Raw genomic sequence first — 18,436 nt, 5'->3', positions numbered from 1 at the left:
TGCGTCATCGTGATCCAAAACTTGGCGAAAACAAAGATATTCCCCCCCCCAAGCAGCATAAATATGGCCATATTGACTATCAACAATGGCTTTCTTGTTGTTTTCTTATTAAACATTTCGAAGAGCTATTGCTAGAAAAATGAAACATTAATTACTTTGTCGTCTTCTATTTCAACTAATTTAAAAGGCTGAGAATCCAAATTATAAACAATAATATGACCGTAATACGCTTCACCTCTCAATAGAGCATCATAATCTCGGTAGGTTCCACCTGTAAAATTTATACCTTTTTGTGTGGCAAGATTCGAAATATATGTAGGATTAGGTCTGTACTCTCTAAGTCTCGCGTATAGTTCATTTCCAGTATCATCCGAATAAAAATTTAGAAAACTATATCCTGCCTCTGCAACTCCACTTATTGGATTTGATGAATTAAATGCAAGTTTTACGGGTATTAAATAAGAAAATGTGTTGTCAGCAGTATTGAATTCTTTGTTTGCGAATTCCCAATCCAGATAGTCGTTGAAATCTGTGGAATTCCCCCGTTGTGGCATTCCTAGAGATCGTTGCAAGCATAGTTGGATTTTGACTACTCTTCTCGAGGATAGCGCGTTGCTGAGCAAATTTTTTTAGGTTTTTTAAATTGAATGAGTTTTTCCCACTATCACGATTTAGTAGGTTTTGATTGTCTTGTAATTCATGTTTGCACCCTATTAAACAGAATAGGATCAATACCCAGAAGGTTGTTTTCATATAATTTATAGGTTAAGATGTTTTTTTTGGTTACGAAATGTAAGAAATTATTTATTGATATTTACTTTTGAATGATAAAATAACTTTGATTATTTAAACCATTTTAGGTTTTTGAAACTTTTTTACAATTTATTGTTTGGAAAGAAGTCAAATAGCTTACCATACATCACGAATCGTTTAGAATAATATAAATCATACGTATGATTAAACGGTCGGTTTTGTGTACCGGCCGGAAGGGAAATAAATATGAGAAGTTATATTAATACAACGTACATTTAATTTGTACATTAAATGTAATTACATTATATTCGTATTGAACGAGAATTGTGTAATATATGGAAATAGGATATGCTAGGGTAAGCAAGTTTGATCAAAATCTTGATCTGCAAACTGATGCATTAAAAGGCATAGGGATTAAGAAGATATTTGTTGACAAAGTAAGCGGAGTAAAATCTGAAAAACCCCAACTTTATGAACTATTGTCTTACCTGAGAAAAGATGATATACTGACTGTCTGGAGGCTCGATAGATTGGGAAGATCCACAGTAGGGTTGATTCAATTCGTAGCAGATTTAAATGCAAAGGGAGTGCATTTCAAATCTATATCGGAGAACATCGACACTAGCTCGGCAAGTGGGAAACTAATCTTTCAAATATTTTGCGTTCTAGCCGAGCACGAACGAAATGTTCTTATTGAAAGAACAAATGCCGGTTTAAAGTCTGCTAGAGAAAGAGGGAGAAATGGTGGCAGACCAAAGGGTATGACAGAAAAGTATAAGAGCATAGCCCCATTAGTAAAAGCTGCTTATGAAAGTAAAAACACGCCAGTGGAAGAGATAATGAAAGCCTTTAGCATTGGTAGCAAAACGACATTCTATAAAATTATTAAACTTTAAAATCAATCTTCAAAGAGTGACAGCTATGGATATAAAACTTACTAAAGTAGAGATAAGGCAACATCTCGCAGAACTGCTAGAAGAATTGACTGCTCTCTGTGATATGTACGATAACGGACAAGAAATTGTCCATAGGTCTATAGCTATGAAGCTGCGAGTATTGTTTCATCATACACCGCACTCTAATTCACTCATTCAACAATTAGGTATTTCGGATAAACTGATGATATCTACATGTGGCAAAAAAATCCCAGGAAATCTTTTCAAGCATTATCATGGACTTGCAAGCATATTGGCTGATGGCGAAGGCAAAAGTCTTTTCGTACCCGGGAAACTGTCATCACCTCGTCGGGAAGTATTTATAAAGTATTGGTGGGAAGAAGAAGTTATTTTAAGTGACGATTCAGGGCATGATTTCTTTAGAAAAAATATTGTTTTAGCTATAGCAAATAAAGATGGGGGCGGCCATGTAGACCCCTCGTTACCATTACAATATCATGATTTAAAATCTGGTAAAACATCAGGAGTCATTTTTAATAGAGACGGAGTAACTTATACATCAAATCCCATAATCGCTTCTATTAGGCAAGTCGCTCAAGAAGTAATTGTATCTTTTGAATAAAAACGCAGAGCTATCGATAGTAGCAAACAAAATTTGAAAGTCTCAAATATGATAATTTAGAATTCCCTATTATGATAGAATTAAAGGATTGTACTCCCGGTTTTATACTTAAAGCAACTGAAAATGGTAGAGATGAAGGGTACCACCCAATAGTATATATTGGTGGCCATTCAGATGCTGATTTTTTAGGTGCGATGATAACAACATCGCCTTACAATGGCCAAAATATAAAAATGGAGAAAGCTCACTTTAAAGATGGTTTTGATTTATGTTATAAAAATTCCTTTTTAGTAAAAGGAAGGTTTATAAAACCAAATAAATGGGGTCCATTTACGAAAGTCGGAGAGTTGACTGCTGAAGGACTGAAATTCGTAGTCGATCAAATTCAAGATTGTCAAAATGAAACTTTTGATGAATATTTCGAGAGAGGCCGAGCATAAAGTTTGGTATCAAAATATGATAAATAATGAAAATAAAAGACATTAATAATTCAGAACATTATATTTGGGGGGAGAATTGTGATGGATGGCACCTATTGAAATCGGATTCTTTAAGTATAATCCAAGAGAAAATGCCTCCTAACACTGAAGAAAGTTTGCATCTCCATTCTAAAGCACAGCAATTTTTTTATATCCTTAATGGAACAGCTACTTTCGAGGTTGACAATGAGATTTATTCCGTTGAAGAAGGACAAGGATTTCATATTCAGGCAAATCAAGTCCACAGGATTTTCAACATAACTACCAATGATTTGGAATTTGTAGTGATTTCGGAACCTAAATCTCACGGAGATCGAACTAATCTGTGATTGACCTTATCAATAACATATAAATCTAAAAAACTTAAATAATCTCAAAAAGCGATGAATCTGAAATACGTCGTAGGACAACCTTTCATGTGGTTAAGAGAAATCGGTGGAAACCAAGAACCACTTTATGAAGTTGAAATTGTGGCATTTGAACCCATGAACGATCAACCTTATAGAATTAGATATCAAGTTAAGGGAGATCCCCATTTTTGGCTCGAAGATGTGGAGGAATTTAGATTAATACATCTTCCAGATGCCCTATCTAAAGCCATCTTAAATCAATAAGTAAATCTCAAAAAACGATTGTTTTAGCTATAGTAAATAAAGATGCGGGCGGCCATGTAGACCCCTCGCTACCACTATAATATCATAACTTAAAATCTGGCAAAACATCAGGAGTCGTTTTTAATAGAGACGGAGTAACTTATACATCAAATCCCATAATCGCTTCTATTAGGCAAGTCGCTCAAGAAGTAATTGTATCTTTTGAATAAAAACGCAGAGCTATCGACGATAGCAAACAAAAATTGAAAGTCTCAAAATATGATAGTACTTAAATCTAACCAATAATAGGCGAATATCAGTATGAAGTCTGAGCAGTTTGACATAGCATATGATCACGATAGTAAATCCTTTGTATATTGTATATATAACATCAAGGGTAAACCATGCACATATTATGTGCTAAAGGACAAAGCATCTGAGCAACTTGCAAAGTATCAAGACATAAATTTTGATTTATCGCAGGCAAAAGATGCAGTTGAAGAACTTTCTAACTCGGGGCGTCAGGCTTATTTTAAACATAACGATATAGTAAATAAAGCACTATTTGAACTATCGATAACTCTTATAATTAAGTGCTTCAACAGCTCTAAGGACGGACGCAGCTTAAGCTTGAATTATAAGGACGTGTTTAGTAATGTTCAAGAACTAAAAGATCTCTATCTAAAAATTGAGGAGATTAGAAATAGTAGCATAGCACACTCTGGCGATTATATGAATACTCTTATTCTATACTTCGATGATACATCAAAAGAACTGGTAGACCTTAGATATTCTCACATCAAAAGATTGTGGGGTTCCCAGATAGTGGCATATGAAAAATTAATATCAATAATTGACCATATTCAGGAATATGTAAATAAAAAAATGGAAAGAGTGCGTTTGAAGCTTATTAATTTTTTTCAGGAGCAGGGTATTTCATATTTTCAATCGCAATCAAAACAGATAGATTTAAAGACTGTAGTTCGAACTGAAAAAGTCGGTGAGCAATTAATATCTGAAAGTTTTGTCAGAGATCAAGATGAACGAACCGGCTTTTATAATGCACAACAATCTTAAAAAACCATGAAAACTTAAATAAAGCAGTACGGTTTACCGTAATCTACGAAAAAAAAATATTTAGGATCTTTATATCATCTTTGAAAGATGCACGTACAATTATTTATTGTAAATGTAATTATTTGACCTAAAAGAATATAACAAGAAACATTTTATATGAGAGCTATTGATTATTGTAGAAAATATGGTATATCTCAAGATAGACTTGAATCAATATTATCCGTTTCGATTACCAGTGATTATATCCTATCGAAAAATCAACAAGAAATCTATCCGAGTATGTTTAATAGCAAAAGAAGGAATGAAAAAAAAATGCAAGCTATGAAAAAAAAAGAAGGTTTTAAAAAAAATTACTGGTAAGTCCAATCCATGGAACAAAGATAATTTGAAGAAAGCAGTTTGGATAGTCAAGAAGTAATCTACAACTCAGAAGACCAGAATATGGAAAACATCAATCGTACTATAACACTCTTTTCAGCACTTCTAACTCCGGTTATTGCACTAGTTGGTATATATATCGGTATTGCAAATCATTTGCTACAAAAATGAAAAAGAAAAGATGAACTTTTTGATAGGAGATATGAATTTTTGAAGAGATTTGATAAACTTTTTAAAGAGACAGGACCAGAGAATATGGGAGGAAAACAGCTAGTCCTTGATTGGAATGATATAGAACCTTATGCAAAAGAGGCTGAATACTTGTTTGGAAACGATATTGCCGATCATTTAAGATCATTTGTGGGTAAGGGACATGACCAAGAATTTAACTGGATCATTGATCCTAAAATTGCGAAACCTTTTAGCAAATATTTACGCTTTTGAACATTTATAAGCTTGTAATAAATACCTTATTTGAGAGACTAATAGAATCCTAACGAATATTTATGAAATCATTTAAAAACATTCGGAATAAAAACATGAATGAGGGGGAGATATTTTTTTATAATGAAGACTATGAAAAGGCGTTAGAATTTTTTAATTCCGTGTATGATATAGACAATCAGAATTGGAAAGCATTAAATTACATTGGAATTTGCCTTACGGCACTGTCAAGATTTGACGAAGCCAGGTCATGTTTTGAGTTATCTATTTCAATCAATGGCGATATTTCTGATACTTGGGCGTTATTTAGTACACATTACTTAGCGATCCAAGATTTAGATAATGCAGAAATATGTGTCGGACATGCTTTAAGGTTGGAAGGGAGTGAAATCGCTTATGCTGAAATCGCTATTTATTATTATACTATCGAGAACTTTGATAATTGCGAAGTCTTTGTGCGAAAATCATTAAGCATCAATGGAAAAAATTCAACTGCCTTAAACACCTTAGGACTGTTAAAAGTTTATTTTAAGTTATATAGGGATGCCATAAAGATATTTCAATTGTTAACCAAAATCAATCCTAATTATAGCATGTGGTATAACAATTTAGGACAGGCTTATCAATTAGATGGAAGATTAAATTGGCAGAAAGGGCTTTAAAAAAAGCCATAAGTCTCAACGAATCAAATACTTTCGCCTATAACAACTTAGCAATCATTAAAAATAAACAGTTGAAATTTGATGAGGCGTGGGATCTCATCGAATTCGCAACAACGAAAAATCCAATGCCGCCTCAGTTTTGGGAAAATAAGGCTGAAATCTTAACTCAACTTATTCTTTCAGGTGAAACATCTAGAGGTACATTTTCAGATGTAGGCTATTTTCTCGTTCGAGCTAATTACTTTCCAACAGGTATATACGAAGCTTTTTCTTCAATTCAAAAATATCTCACTCGTGAACAAGTTCAAGAAATCATCAGCGGAATGATAAATATGGATATTTTTTATTCTGAAACTGTAAAAGATTGTGTCGTAAAACCCGAAGCATATTTTAATATTTATCAGAAGTCTATAGAAATTGTAGCAATGCTGAATGTGACGGAGATCGAAGAAATAGAATTTGCCCACTATACTACCACGGATACAGCCAATAAGCTAATTTTTGAAAATTCAAACTTTAGGCTACATACAGTTACGACTGCAAACGATCCTGAAGAAGGATATCCACTTTTAGACTTTATCGGATTTCCTCATTCATACTTACCAAATTTTTATCAAGCATTTGTCGGTAGCTTTACTTTCAACCCAGATAGTCTAAATCAGTTTAGATTGTATGGCAAAAACGATAATATCGAAGGAACAGGAACAAGTTTAGTTCTTTCCTACAGATATTTTGCAACTGAATCTAAAATCAATAACAACTTAACCAATCCTCAAAGTGTTATTTCACATAAGGCTAAGCAATCGCTATTCAGATGTATTTATATTGATCCAGTCTCTAAGCGTATTGTATCTTTAGGACATCGGGAAGCGGGAGTATTTTACCGTGATTACCCATATGATGATTCGGAGAAAGAAAAAAAAATGAATTTATATTTAGATAGGATTAACAACCTAAAAAACGATGTAGAGGGAGCGTTGTCCGATCTTACATCTCAGATACAAATTCTCTTCGAAGAGATACGATCACAACAGAATTTAGAACTTGAAGCTCTTAAAATAATTCCATTACTACTAATACATTTGAGATACCTTGTTAAGCATTCAGCTTTTAAAGAAGAGCAGGAATGCAGAATAATTCAAGTTGAACCTTTGCAAAACAACTCTAGAATAAAGATGACGCCGGATAACTGTAGAATGTATATAGATTATATCCCTTTTCATAACGGTAATAAATCTTATTTACGCTCAATATATTGGGGTCCTAAAACACTTAATTTTGAATTATTTCGAGACCGAATTACTCAATTGGGAATGGACATAGAATGTTACAAAAATTATCATCCTTTCGATTAGATCAATATTTTCGGTATCAAAAATATTCATCTATTCGATATTGTTAACTAAATTAACTGTGAAGCCTTACCATTTCAGTTTAAGAATTTCTGTTATAATTTAGAAAGTCTAGGAATAAAAAGGGTATCGCAGATGATCTACATGCACCAATTTATAAAGCATTTACTATCGATTCGAAAAAGGGTTAAAATAAGGTTCGAGAAATCATTTGGAACTTTTGGTCACTAAATTATTGTGATTTGAAATCTGTTGGTGCAGAAATAGTTTGGTTTTTCGAATATTATAAATTATCACTATTTGATTTTGACATTAAGTCTAAAACTCTGTCTTATATAGTATTTTATATCATCAAGTGTTTTTGACACTCCACATTATTCAACGGTCTTTCTCAATGTATCCAACCGAGATAATCAAGTTCGAAGTTGTAACGCCAAACATCTTCAATGTAAGCTGATAATTCTTTGTTGTTATTGTGCGATGTAAATATCGTTTAACGGCATCTGCGAAGAATTTGGAAGCAGCTTTTTCTCACATAATCATGTGGGCTACTGATTACCATCAGAAAGCTTTATGCTAAAATCTCTATTTTATCGATTTTTTTTGATAAGCAATTTAATGGTTTAATCTTAGGTTCATATCCTCCAATACCAACAATATAATTTACTTTGCTAATACCATCTAGCAAACTCATCGGCCAATACTATGCACAATTGGATTACAATATTCATCAGCATTCTATGCGTAAAAATCAGCTAATACTATTGATTTATAGTAATATATCTGCGCATTTTGCAATAATTATTGTTGCATAGACAATTAATATTTGTTAAGTTTATAACAACCAATAAGACAACCTGCCATCCGCGGATTTCTTATATTCTATTAAAGTTGAATTTAATAGTTCACTGACTGCATAAACCTTTATTCTTAAACTACCATGAACATTACTAAAGAAGCCTTTAAAAAAATGCTTTGCCCCACGGTGATGCTACTACTAACCATTCCTCCGCAAGAGGCTCAGTCGAAAACGGATCCTCCGAAAGATTTATTTACTTCGAAAGATCATGCGATTAACAAACAAATTTCTGTCTCCGGCCGCGTAAATTCTATGTCGGGAAATGAGGCGATTTCCGGCGTATCCGTAACGGTCAAGGGAACGCAAATCGCAACGAGTACGAATGCGGAAGGTTTTTTCTCGCTGGAGAATGTATCTGCGGATGCAACGCTTGTGTTTAATATGGTTGGTTACATTACCTTAGAAGAACAAGTGAATGGACGTACTACCCTATCGATCGCCTTGCAGGAGGATTTGTCGGATTTGGATGAAATTGTCGTAGTCGGATACGGTACGCAAAAAAAGGAAACGATTACCGGTTCTGTTGCCACGGTAAAAAGTGCTGATTTGGTCAAATCGCCAACACTAAACGTGTCAAATGCGTTAGTCGGACGAATGGCAGGCATTACAGCTACGCAAAGCAGTGCAGAACCTGGTAACGACGGTTCCAACATTCGAATTCGCGGAACAAATACGTTTGGAAATTCAGATCCTTTGATTGTTATTGATGGAATTCCTGCACGTCAAGGAGGTTTTGAGCGATTGAACCCTGCAGATATCGATAATATTTCTGTTTTGAAGGATGCTGCAGCTGCGATTTACGGCGCACGCGCTGCCAATGGAGTGATCCTTGTAACCACCAAACAAGGGAAAGAGGGTAAGCCTACCCTATCTTATACGTTCAATCAAGGATTTTCCCAGCCCACTTATATTCCACAGTTGGCGGATGCCGCACAATATGCAGAAATGCGCAATGAGTTAGAAGTTTTTAAACTTCCTGTTGGAGAATGGTCTGCAGCCAACCGAGGTTTTCGTGAGCAAGGTCTTTTCGAACGCAGTAATGGAACATCCATTACTGCGCCATTTTCTCCGGAAGATATCAGGAAATTTCAAGACGGTTCCAATCTTTGGACGCATCCCAATACCGATTGGTACGGAGCAACTTTAAAAAATTGGACGCCCCAATCCCAACACAATCTACAATTAAGTGGCGGTTCGGATAACTTTCGTTACCTCACCTCTATCGGCTATCAAACGCAAGATGCCTTCTACAAAAACTCCGCAACGAATTACAGTCAGTACGACATGCGGATTAATCTGGAAGGTGACATCAATAAATATGTGAGCGTACGTGTTGGTGTACTTGGTCGGCAAGAAGATCGGAATTTTCCGACGAAATCAGCTGGGACCATCTTTCGCATGCTGATGCGCGGAAACCCTACCCAACCCGCATTTTGGCCAAATGGATTGCCGGGGCCGGATATTGAAAATGGTGAAAATCCGGTGGTGATAACGACCGATCAGACTGGGTACGACCGAAATAAGCGATATTACTTTCAAACAAATGGACAAATAGATATTAAAATTCCGGGTGTCGAAGGATTAAAATTAACAGGAACGGCATCTGCAGATAAGTACATACAACAAACCAAACGCTGGGAAATCCCTTGGTATTTATATACTTGGCAAGGTAATTTTGAGGCAGATGGCGTAACGCCACAATTGGTACCCGGTTTACGAGGTCCTCAGCCCGATCCGGCGTTGAATCAAGGAAATGAGGATCAACTCAATATCTTGTTAGGTGCGGTGGCGAACTACGATCGTAAATTTGGTGATCACAGCTTGAATGTGATGGCTGGAGTTAATAGGGAAACCATTCGTAATGATAATTTTTCGGCGTTCAGACGATATTTTATCTCAGCGGCGATCGATCAGATGTTTGCTGGAGGCGATGCCCAAAAGGATAATGAAGGCGGAGCTTGGGAACGCGCTCGCTTAAACTATTTCGGACGTGTTGGCTACAATTATCAAGAAAAATATATTGCTGAATTCTTATGGCGCTATGATGGTTCTTATATGTTTCCTCAAGCCAGTCGGTACGGCTTTTTTCCGGGCGTATTGGCCGCATGGCGAATATCTGAGGAAAACTTTTGGAAGGACAACGTGTCTTTCGTCAACTTCTTGAAATTGCGTGCTTCATATGGTCAAATGGGTAACGATAATATCTATTTTGATGATGAATTACAGGAATACCAATACTTCTCGACTTACGGATTTGGTACATATATCGTGGACGGAAACTTGGTGAAGTCACTTTACGAAAGCCGCGTGCCTAATAGTTTCATCACATGGGAAGTAGCCAATAATTACAATGTCGGTTTAGATGGCCAATTATTTCGGGGTAAAGTAAATTTTGAATTGGACTTCTTTCTAAATCGTCGCAGTAGCATCTTGTGGCAACGAAACGCTTCTATTCCTGAAAGTACAGGTATGACGCTTCCAGCTGAGAACATTGGTCGGATGGAAAACAGAGGTTTTGACCTTAATATTGGTTACAACGGAAGCATCGGTGAATTGCGATACAATGTGAACGTCAACGGTGGTTACGCAAGAAACAAAATCCTTTTTTGGGATGAAGCAGCTGGAGCCCCAGAATGGCAACGTACTACGGGTAGGATGCTAAATGCACAAATGTATTACATCCACGACGGCGTATTCAGAGATCAAGCAGATATTGATGCAAACACCCTCGATTACAGTGCGGTAACTAATAACCTTCGACCTGGCGATATGAAATTTGTAGATTATGATGGTGATGGTAAGATCACACCTGATGATCGGGTCCGCAGAGACAGAAATAACATTCCTACATTTCAAGGCGGTGTAAATATAGGTTTGCAGTACAAGAATTTCGATTTAACGATCCTTTTCCAGGGTGCAGCGGGCGCTGAATTACCGGTAAGTACGGAAGAATCCGGAGCTATCGGAAATTATCTAATTCAGTTCTATGAAAATCGATGGACGCCGGATAATCCGAGTAGCGAACATCCGCGTATTACCGATCGTAGCGATCAATATTATTCTAGCGGTAATACGTATTGGTTAGAAAGCACAAACTACCTGCGTCTGAAAAATTTGGAGTTAGGTTACAATTTTCCTGTAGAATGGACGAAGAAAATTGGCATGAACAATTTACGTTTATACACCAATGGGTTGAACTTATTTACAATAAGTAAAATGACAGCCTACGATCCCGAATCCGTTACTCAAACAGGACAATATTATCCACAAGCACGCGTCATTAATTTTGGCGCATCCGTAACCTTTTAAATCTACCACCATGAACAACAAAAGAAATATATACATCTGTTTAGCTTATTTCATGCTGATGCAACCCCTTGTTTCATGTAATGATGATTTCGTCAATACACAACCTTTGGAAGAAGTTCCGAAAGAATTAACATGGAGTGATCCGGCTTTGGCGGAAGCATTTGTTTTCGAAATATATAACGGACTAGGTCAAGGAGGTTTTGATGAAGAAATGCAATCTTCGCTAACCGATGAATCCATGTTCACACATCCTGGAAGAGGAATCAATACGATTACCGAATCACGCTCTAATCCGGCTGATCAAGGGATGATTAAAGATACTTACGGTTACGGTCCACTGTATGTTCGGATTCGAGCGTGTAATGTGGCTATTGAAAATTTGGCGGAGCCACAATTTAGCGATGAAGCTCGTGTAAATAATCTATTGGGTCAATCGCATTTTCTACGCGCTTATTACTACCAACAATTGCTACGTTTTTACGGTGGAGTTCCGTTAATAGATCGCGTTTATGAGTTGGGAGAAGATGACTACACAGCTCCTAGGAATTCGTATGCAGAGGTAGTCGATTTTATTATTCGCGATTGCGATCGAGCTGCCGAGTTGCTCGCCGGCACTAGCGGCGGTCAGGGACGTGCTACGGAAGTTGCTGCGTTGGCGCTCAAGGCGCGAGTTCTACTCTACGCAGCCAGCGATTTGCATGATCTGCCGACAGCATCTACCAAAGCTCCAGTAATTGGTGGTTATAGCGATAATCAATTTTTAGGTTATCCTAGCGGAAGTCGTACCGAGCGTTGGCAAAGGGCAAAAGAGGCAGCTTTCGAAGTGGTAAAAATGACCAATCTGGGTTATCAACTGGAATTAACTGCTCCGGCGACCGTGGAAGAAGGTACGGAAAACTACATGGTATTGTCTATGGGCGGAGGTAGTAAATCGGTATCTGCCGATGGACAGCGAGAATTGCTATTGGGTAGATATTTTATCGATTTGAAGGATGAAATGGGCAACTATATTGGCAGAAATAATGGGCCAAACGGATATCACAATTGGGCAGGAAATACACCGATACAAAATTTGGTGGACGATTACGAAATGCTTGATGGAACCCAATTTAATTGGCAAAATGCTGCTCATAAAGCCGCTCCCTACCAAAATCGTGATCCGCGATTCTACGCCACGATATTGTATGATGGCGCTGATTGGAAGCCAAGAACCGCCGATGTAGCTGGTCGCGATCCGAACAACCAAATTCAATCAGGACGTTATCAAATTACAAATGCTGCTGGCGCGGTCGTCGCTTATCAAGGCTTAGATACCCGAAATAGTCCGGTGGAAGATTGGAACGGTTCGTATACAGGATATTATTTCCGAAAATTCACCGATCCCGATCCTGCTGTGGTCGATCAAAACACCCGACAATATATTCCGTGGCCAGTATTGAGATACACGGAGTCCGTACTAAATTATGTGGAAGCGTGTATTGAGTTGGGCGAAGAAGCGGAGGCTAGAAATTGGTTAAATAAAATCCGCTTCCGTGCAGGAATGCCGGCAATCACTGATGCCGGTGATGCGTTAAAAACGCGATATAGAAACGAAAGACGGGTTGAGCTTGCTTTTGAAGAACACCGCTTTTTTGACACGCGTAGATGGATGATTGCACCGCAAACTAATGGTGCTAAGATTCGATTGATCAATATTGTTGGTACATTGAAAGCCGGCGTACAGGTTCGAACTTATCAATACAATACGGCCAATTACAACTATACATATACGCCTGTCGAACTTGAACCGGGAATTGAGAACCGGCAATGGCAAGACAAAATGTATTTCATGCCGTTCCATCGAGATGAAACGAATCGTAATATCAAGTTACAACAGAATCCAGGTTACAATTAGCGATTAAAATAACTGATAAGGAATCCGGCCTAAAGCGATGTTTTGGGCCGGATTTTTTATACAATAATAATAACTCGTATATCGATTACTTCTTTACGTATTGGTGGAAGCCATTGGAGAAAGCTTCCTTTAAAATTCCAGCATCGTCGTAAATCAAATAAACTTCAATATTGGGTAATGTATTCGCCAAAGCAATTCCTTCGATCGGTGACAACGCCATAAAAACATTATCGTAGCCGTCTGCTTCCATGGCTGTTGAAGCGATCACTGTAGCGCTCAACACATTGTTCTGTATCGGATATCCTTTTTTGGGATGGATATGATGATGTATTGTTTTTCCTTGATGCTGAAAGACGTTTCTGTAGTTTCCTGATGTAGTTACTGCGCCATTTGAAATTTGTAATAACAGATTAGATGATTGCTCTTCGAAAGGTCGTTCGATTGCAATTTCGTAGGGATTCCCTCCTATTTTATTTCCCTTTACACGAATCTCGCCACCGAGCTCCACTAAATAATTTTCGATACCGCGCGATTCCAAAAAATCAGCCAAAACATCAACGGTATATCCTTGCGCAATACCATTTAAATCAATCGATATTTTCGGGTTGCTTTTATACAGGATCATTCCTTCCAACCAAATCTTATCCATACCTACCAACGCTCGTATGCTATCGATAGCTTCTCTTTCAGGCAAGTGATTTACGCTTTCCGTTCCAAATCCCCATAAATCCATTAGCGGTTTAACGGTTATATCGAATAGTCCGTTGGATTTTCTATGAATGCGAAACGATTCGCGAAGCACATTTACCATGTGTTCATCCACTTCCGCACTTTTTTGGAATGACCTGTTAAAGCTGCAGATTAGGGAGTGTGGCTGATACAGCGACATAGATCGATCAATAGCATCCATGATGCTATCGATCGAATTTTCGCCAACAATCGGCTCTTCGCTGACGTATTGAATTTGGTACGTTGTACCTTGTGCTCTACCCGAGATAGTAAACGTTTTCTGTTTTGTTTCTGCTATAAAAAGCGATCCTAAAAAACAGAGCAACAAATACGCATTTGATAGCATTATTTATATATACAATTCCGTATCGATGCCTGGAACAGCGACTTTATAAATACCGTTTTCGTCCGGCAAAACTTTAGGTTGAGCGTCCCACGCATAATTCGCCGGAGACAAATCAATCTCTGATAACAGTGCTTTGTCCCATTTGATGACTTTCCCTGTATAACATGCCAAGCGTCCAATAATTCCAGTTAATGTACTGTATGCACCGTATTCAGCATTGTCAAATTTATATTCATTTTTAGCAATTGCCTCAAATAATTCTTTGTGTTCTTGCTGATAGGCGTTCGGATTCCCTTTCGGGTCATGACGATAAATCTCGTTTCCTCGAGCATCCCACAAAACGGCTTGATTTCCGGCAGACATGTACACACGTCCTTTGGAACCTTGAAATGTTTCATCAACTCGGTTGGATATTCCTTCGAAGTGACGACATTGACTATACACGACCGTACCATCATCATAGGTCAATTCTACAGCAAAATTATCGTATATTTCTCCGTATTCTTTTTCTGTGCGATGTGCTCGGCTGCCTGTACCTTGAATAGAAATTGGATATTTGCCTTTTACCCAATTAGCTACATCAATGTTGTGTACGTGCTGTTCCACGATGTGATCTCCACATAACCAATTAAAATAATACCAATTGCGCATCTGGTATTCCATTTCAGATTGTCCGGCTTGTCTCGGTCGTACCCAAACGCCGCCGCTATTCCAATACACCTGACCGGAGTAAATATCGCCAATAGCTCCATCTTGAATACGTTTAATAGCTTCTCGGTAGTTATTTTGGTAACGCCTTTGCAGTCCGACCACCACGTTTAGCTTTTTGCGCTTAGCTTCTTCTGCCGAAGCAAGTACCTTTCGAATTCCCGGAATATCCACTGCAACGGGCTTTTCCATAAAGACATGTTTACCTGCATTTACGGCTTCTTCGAAATGAAGCGGACGAAATCCCGGAGGTGTAGCTAGAAGCACCACATCGGCTTCCTTTATAGCAGCTTTGTAGCCATCAAATCCGATATATTTTCGGCTATCCGGCACATCAATTTTGTCTCCGAATTTTTCCTTTAACGTGTTATATGCCGTATCCAAATTATCTTTGAAAGCGTCCGCCATAGCGACCAATTTGATATTTTGTCCAGAAGCGAAAGCGTCAAATGTTGCACCAGTACCACGCCCGCCACAACCGACAAGTGCAATTTTAATCTCGTCTGATCCGGCTGTAAATATCTTGCCAAAAGATGTAGATGTTAATAATGTGGTCGCGGCTAAGGTAGTACCCGCTTTCATGAAGTTTCTTCGGTTAAATGTATTCATGCTGTGTAGCTGTATAATTGTTAAATAGTTAGAAGTCTTTGATGGGAGCTTTATCGTAGTATGCCATAATTTGTTCGTGCGACGGTTTTAGCACCGGACGAACCAGCCGCATACCTACGAATGGTGCCTCGGGAAACCACCAATTTGATTTTGGAATTTGAGGATCGAGCTGTTTCCAAATAGGATCAGATGCCATTCGAGCTGCTGAGCGTAATTCATTCGCTTTGCTTTCAAACGACCCTCCTCGAACACTATGTGGATAAAGTGCGGTAGGTTCTGAAATTGGATTTTCTGCTATTTGACTATCAAATTGCTGATAATAATCTTCTTGATATTGATCATAGGTCCACTCCGCAACGTTGCCTAACATATCAAATAATCCCCAAGCGTTTGGTTTCTTTTTACCAACCGCAGATGTTTCACCGTCGCTATTCTCTGAATACCATCCATAATCCTCGAGATTAGTGGCATCATCGCCAAAATGATAATCCGACACCGATCCTGCTCGGCATGCATATTCCCACTCCGCTTCGGTTGGTAATCTATAAAATTCGCCCGTACGCATGTAAAGCCATTTGCAAAACTGGATCGCATTGTAGTGTGTCATCGCTAATGCAGGATGGCCTTGTTTTCCCATTCCGAAAGTCATATCTAAATAGGGCTTTGTCGGCCGTGTGACGGCATCAACCTTTGGGTCAATTTTTTCTTCGGTGGCGTTAGCTACTTCAAAATCCTTGTAAACGAAAGGTTCAAACAAATCCCAAGTAACCTCAAATGTGCTCATCCAAAATGGACTTATCTGGGTTCGGTGTGCGGGTTTTTCATCCGCTGGCGCATCACCTTTACTTCCCATCATAAATTCGCCGCCCGGAATAGCTTCCATGGAAAACTGTAAACGCGTCCCTGGAAGCTGTTGAATATAACGTTCATGTTTGTTTTGTCCATGAACAACCAGTACGCACAATAGCATAAAGCTCACCGATGAACGCCTTAGCAGATCGATAATCATTCTTGTTAGGTTTAATGAATAGTAATCCAATATAGCTATTTTCGAACTGCTGGGAAAGCACAGTTGAAACAATAGATAGCTTTGGCAAGGAATTATTCGTATGATAACAATAATTTTACTTAACTGCCTGATTAAGTCAACATTGGCTGGTGGCTATTTTAAGGGTTCGATAACCTCAAAATGGAACCTGCATGTTAATTGAAAAATGAAATGTTGTAATACAATTATTATTTGATGATGAATGATTTACAAAAGTTTAAATCAGCTTACATGCTAGTCATAGAAAAATTGATCAATCAATGATCTAAAAATACTTTCTTCGGATTCAAAGCGTCGGATCATTCTTTTCCATGTTTCCTTTTCAAATTGGATCTTATTTCCAAAACTATCTTTGTAAATGTATTGATCAAAAATGTTCTTTTCTAAGGAAGCGCGATTACCACTAGCAGAGAACTCCCAATTGCCATGGATATTTTTTCCGATTTTAGTGTTAACACCGTTAAATTTTTCGGAAGTTTGTCTATTTCCAAAGATGTCTACGTGCTCCTTTAATTGATAACCTTGATTATCTTCAATGACCAATCGATCCATAAGATCAATTTTATATGCTGCCTTATACCCTTCGCTCCTGCTATTTTCACGGACTAAATTTCGAAACAATCTTTGTCGAATGCGTTCGTTGTTATGTATGTCAGGGTATTCGGAGGCTAAATATTTTTTTTCCAATTTAATCTGATTGTTTCGGTTATCGGTAAACTCCAAATCATCAAAAATATTTTTCTTCAAATCAGCCTTATATCTTCCGTCGGAAGAGCGATATTCAAGATTCCCAAAAATATTGGTGCGCATTCTGGAATTCTGCGCAAAAAGTGAAAAACTGAACAATAGTGCTACGGATGATAAGATTAATTTTTTCATAATTGATTTTATTCTTTGATTACAACAGAGCAACAAAAGTTTAAATCTTGCTTGTGCTTTGTTCGACGAATTTAAAAAATCATCGCTTACTCGCAAGCATTGCCGATATTATCCAACGACTCCGTTACACGAACGATTAGCCAAGCTATCGATAACGATCAATAATATTTATTTGGAAAATAACCGTTTGTAATAGTTTATTTTGAATGCCTGTACAGGCGCTGGATAATGTTTGTATTTATCAAATTCCGCTAGGTAAGCCGGATTTTTTGAAAGCGATATATTTGCTGCTCCAGATGGAGATATCAACGCTTTAAGCAATACGGGTCTTCCGAAAATTTTATTAGGTAACAAGATTTCACGATCGGTTCTTATTTTATGCGTCAGTCTCAATCCCAAAATATTTTCATAGAAGAGCTTGAAAGCATTATTTTTTCCGAAGGAGCTTGTGCAAAATATGTTTTGGATATTCGATTGCTGGATCTGATAAGGTAGATCATCATTGAGCTCTATTGGAATTAAATCGCTGTCCAATGCTCCTGCATTAGTTCGTCGGCACGATTTAATAGTATCGCTCATGGCAATCTTTCTATCGTCCAAAAAATGAATGATATTTGGTAACGTAATGGGTTTTGGCAACTCCGTCGGGAATGCTTCACTTAATAAATTCCACAAGCTGTTTCTATTTCCGTAAAAAAAAGGAACCATAAATTCCTCCGTTCTGTGAGGATGTATAGTTCCTAATATAAGCGTTTTACTGTTTGCGGAAATGGGGTATTTGTCCAAGTATTGATGTTCG

The 18,436-nt window shown here is 37.7% G+C and carries 18 protein-coding genes; 12 read left to right on the top strand and 6 right to left on the bottom strand.

Going from position 1 to position 18,436, the window contains the following annotated elements:
• Positions 1 to 131 precede the first annotated feature (131 nt).
• Positions 132 to 554, bottom strand: coding sequence for a hypothetical protein (locus tag ACFSQ3_RS09655; protein ID WP_380869336.1), 423 nt, complete (start codon positions 552 to 554; stop codon positions 132 to 134).
• Between the two features lie 534 nt (positions 555 to 1,088).
• Here ACFSQ3_RS09655 and ACFSQ3_RS09650 point away from each other — a divergent pair.
• The 12 genes from ACFSQ3_RS09650 (at position 1,089) to ACFSQ3_RS09595 (ending at position 13,318) form a co-directional block, all read left to right on the top strand.
• Positions 1,089 to 1,649, top strand: a complete 561-nt coding sequence (locus ACFSQ3_RS09650) for a recombinase family protein (RefSeq protein WP_380869335.1) — start codon at positions 1,089 to 1,091, stop codon at positions 1,647 to 1,649.
• Positions 1,650 to 1,674: 25 nt separating this feature from the next.
• A complete protein-coding gene (locus ACFSQ3_RS09645; protein WP_380869334.1) occupies positions 1,675 to 2,271 on the top strand; it encodes a hypothetical protein in 597 nt (198 codons plus the stop codon).
• 71 nt (positions 2,272 to 2,342) lie between these two features.
• Positions 2,343 to 2,711 (top strand): hypothetical protein, encoded by a 369-nt coding sequence (locus tag ACFSQ3_RS09640; RefSeq protein ID WP_380869333.1) that lies wholly within the window; start codon positions 2,343 to 2,345, stop codon positions 2,709 to 2,711.
• A 26-nt stretch (positions 2,712 to 2,737) separates the two neighbouring features.
• Positions 2,738 to 3,079, top strand: coding sequence for a cupin domain-containing protein (locus tag ACFSQ3_RS09635; protein ID WP_380869332.1), 342 nt, complete (start codon positions 2,738 to 2,740; stop codon positions 3,077 to 3,079).
• A gap of 87 nt (positions 3,080 to 3,166) precedes the next feature.
• The gene (locus tag ACFSQ3_RS09630; protein WP_380869331.1) at positions 3,167 to 3,364 is read left to right on the top strand and encodes a hypothetical protein; all 198 of its coding nucleotides are present in this window, start codon (positions 3,167 to 3,169) and stop codon (positions 3,362 to 3,364) included.
• Between the two features lie 396 nt (positions 3,365 to 3,760).
• Positions 3,761 to 4,420 (top strand): hypothetical protein, encoded by a 660-nt coding sequence (locus tag ACFSQ3_RS09625; RefSeq protein WP_380869330.1) that lies wholly within the window; start codon positions 3,761 to 3,763, stop codon positions 4,418 to 4,420.
• Between the two features lie 156 nt (positions 4,421 to 4,576).
• Positions 4,577 to 4,780 (top strand): hypothetical protein, encoded by a 204-nt coding sequence (locus tag ACFSQ3_RS09620; protein ID WP_380869329.1) that lies wholly within the window; start codon positions 4,577 to 4,579, stop codon positions 4,778 to 4,780.
• Between the two features lie 228 nt (positions 4,781 to 5,008).
• Positions 5,009 to 5,242: a hypothetical protein gene (locus ACFSQ3_RS09615; protein WP_380869328.1), complete on the top strand. Its 234-nt coding sequence runs from the start codon at positions 5,009 to 5,011 to the stop codon at positions 5,240 to 5,242.
• A 62-nt stretch (positions 5,243 to 5,304) separates the two neighbouring features.
• Complete coding sequence (locus ACFSQ3_RS09610; protein WP_380869327.1) at positions 5,305 to 5,904, top strand: tetratricopeptide repeat protein; 600 nt, start codon at positions 5,305 to 5,307, stop codon at positions 5,902 to 5,904.
• Complete coding sequence (locus tag ACFSQ3_RS09605; protein WP_380869326.1) at positions 5,886 to 7,259, top strand: DUF2971 domain-containing protein; 1,374 nt, start codon at positions 5,886 to 5,888, stop codon at positions 7,257 to 7,259. Before ACFSQ3_RS09610 ends, ACFSQ3_RS09605 begins: the two co-directional genes overlap by 19 nt.
• A 937-nt stretch (positions 7,260 to 8,196) precedes the next feature.
• Positions 8,197 to 11,424, top strand: coding sequence for a SusC/RagA family TonB-linked outer membrane protein (locus ACFSQ3_RS09600; protein WP_380869325.1), 3,228 nt, complete (start codon positions 8,197 to 8,199; stop codon positions 11,422 to 11,424).
• A gap of 10 nt (positions 11,425 to 11,434) precedes the next feature.
• Positions 11,435 to 13,318: a RagB/SusD family nutrient uptake outer membrane protein gene (locus ACFSQ3_RS09595; RefSeq protein ID WP_380869324.1), complete on the top strand. Its 1,884-nt coding sequence runs from the start codon at positions 11,435 to 11,437 to the stop codon at positions 13,316 to 13,318.
• Positions 13,319 to 13,403: 85 nt separating this feature from the next.
• On the opposite strand, the gene ACFSQ3_RS09590 is transcribed toward ACFSQ3_RS09595, so the two are convergent.
• The 5 genes from ACFSQ3_RS09590 to ACFSQ3_RS09570 all read right to left on the bottom strand — a co-directional run bounded on the left by ACFSQ3_RS09590 (position 13,404) and on the right by ACFSQ3_RS09570 (position 18,345).
• Entirely contained in the window at positions 13,404 to 14,393 is a 990-nt protein-coding gene (locus ACFSQ3_RS09590) for an FAD:protein FMN transferase (RefSeq protein ID WP_380869323.1), read from the bottom strand.
• A gap of 3 nt (positions 14,394 to 14,396) precedes the next feature.
• Positions 14,397 to 15,710 carry a Gfo/Idh/MocA family protein gene (locus tag ACFSQ3_RS09585; RefSeq protein WP_380869322.1) on the bottom strand — a complete coding sequence of 438 codons (1,314 nt, stop codon included), beginning with the start codon at positions 15,708 to 15,710 and terminating at the stop codon, positions 14,397 to 14,399.
• 28 nt (positions 15,711 to 15,738) lie between these two features.
• Entirely contained in the window at positions 15,739 to 16,680 is a 942-nt protein-coding gene (locus tag ACFSQ3_RS09580) for a formylglycine-generating enzyme family protein (RefSeq protein WP_380869321.1), read from the bottom strand.
• Positions 16,681 to 16,992: 312 nt separating this feature from the next.
• The gene (locus ACFSQ3_RS09575) at positions 16,993 to 17,637 is read right to left on the bottom strand and encodes a hypothetical protein (protein ID WP_380869320.1); all 645 of its coding nucleotides are present in this window, start codon (positions 17,635 to 17,637) and stop codon (positions 16,993 to 16,995) included.
• A gap of 168 nt (positions 17,638 to 17,805) precedes the next feature.
• Positions 17,806 to 18,345 carry a hypothetical protein gene (locus ACFSQ3_RS09570; protein WP_380869319.1) on the bottom strand — a complete coding sequence of 180 codons (540 nt, stop codon included), beginning with the start codon at positions 18,343 to 18,345 and terminating at the stop codon, positions 17,806 to 17,808.
• Between the last annotated feature and the right edge of the window lie 91 nt (positions 18,346 to 18,436).

Source organism: Sphingobacterium corticis, from assembly GCF_042684745.1.
Classification (GTDB): domain Bacteria; phylum Bacteroidota; class Bacteroidia; order Sphingobacteriales; family Sphingobacteriaceae; genus Sphingobacterium; species Sphingobacterium corticis.
The sequence above is the reverse complement of the archived record's forward strand: the minus strand, read 5'-3'. Positions and strand labels throughout refer to the sequence as shown.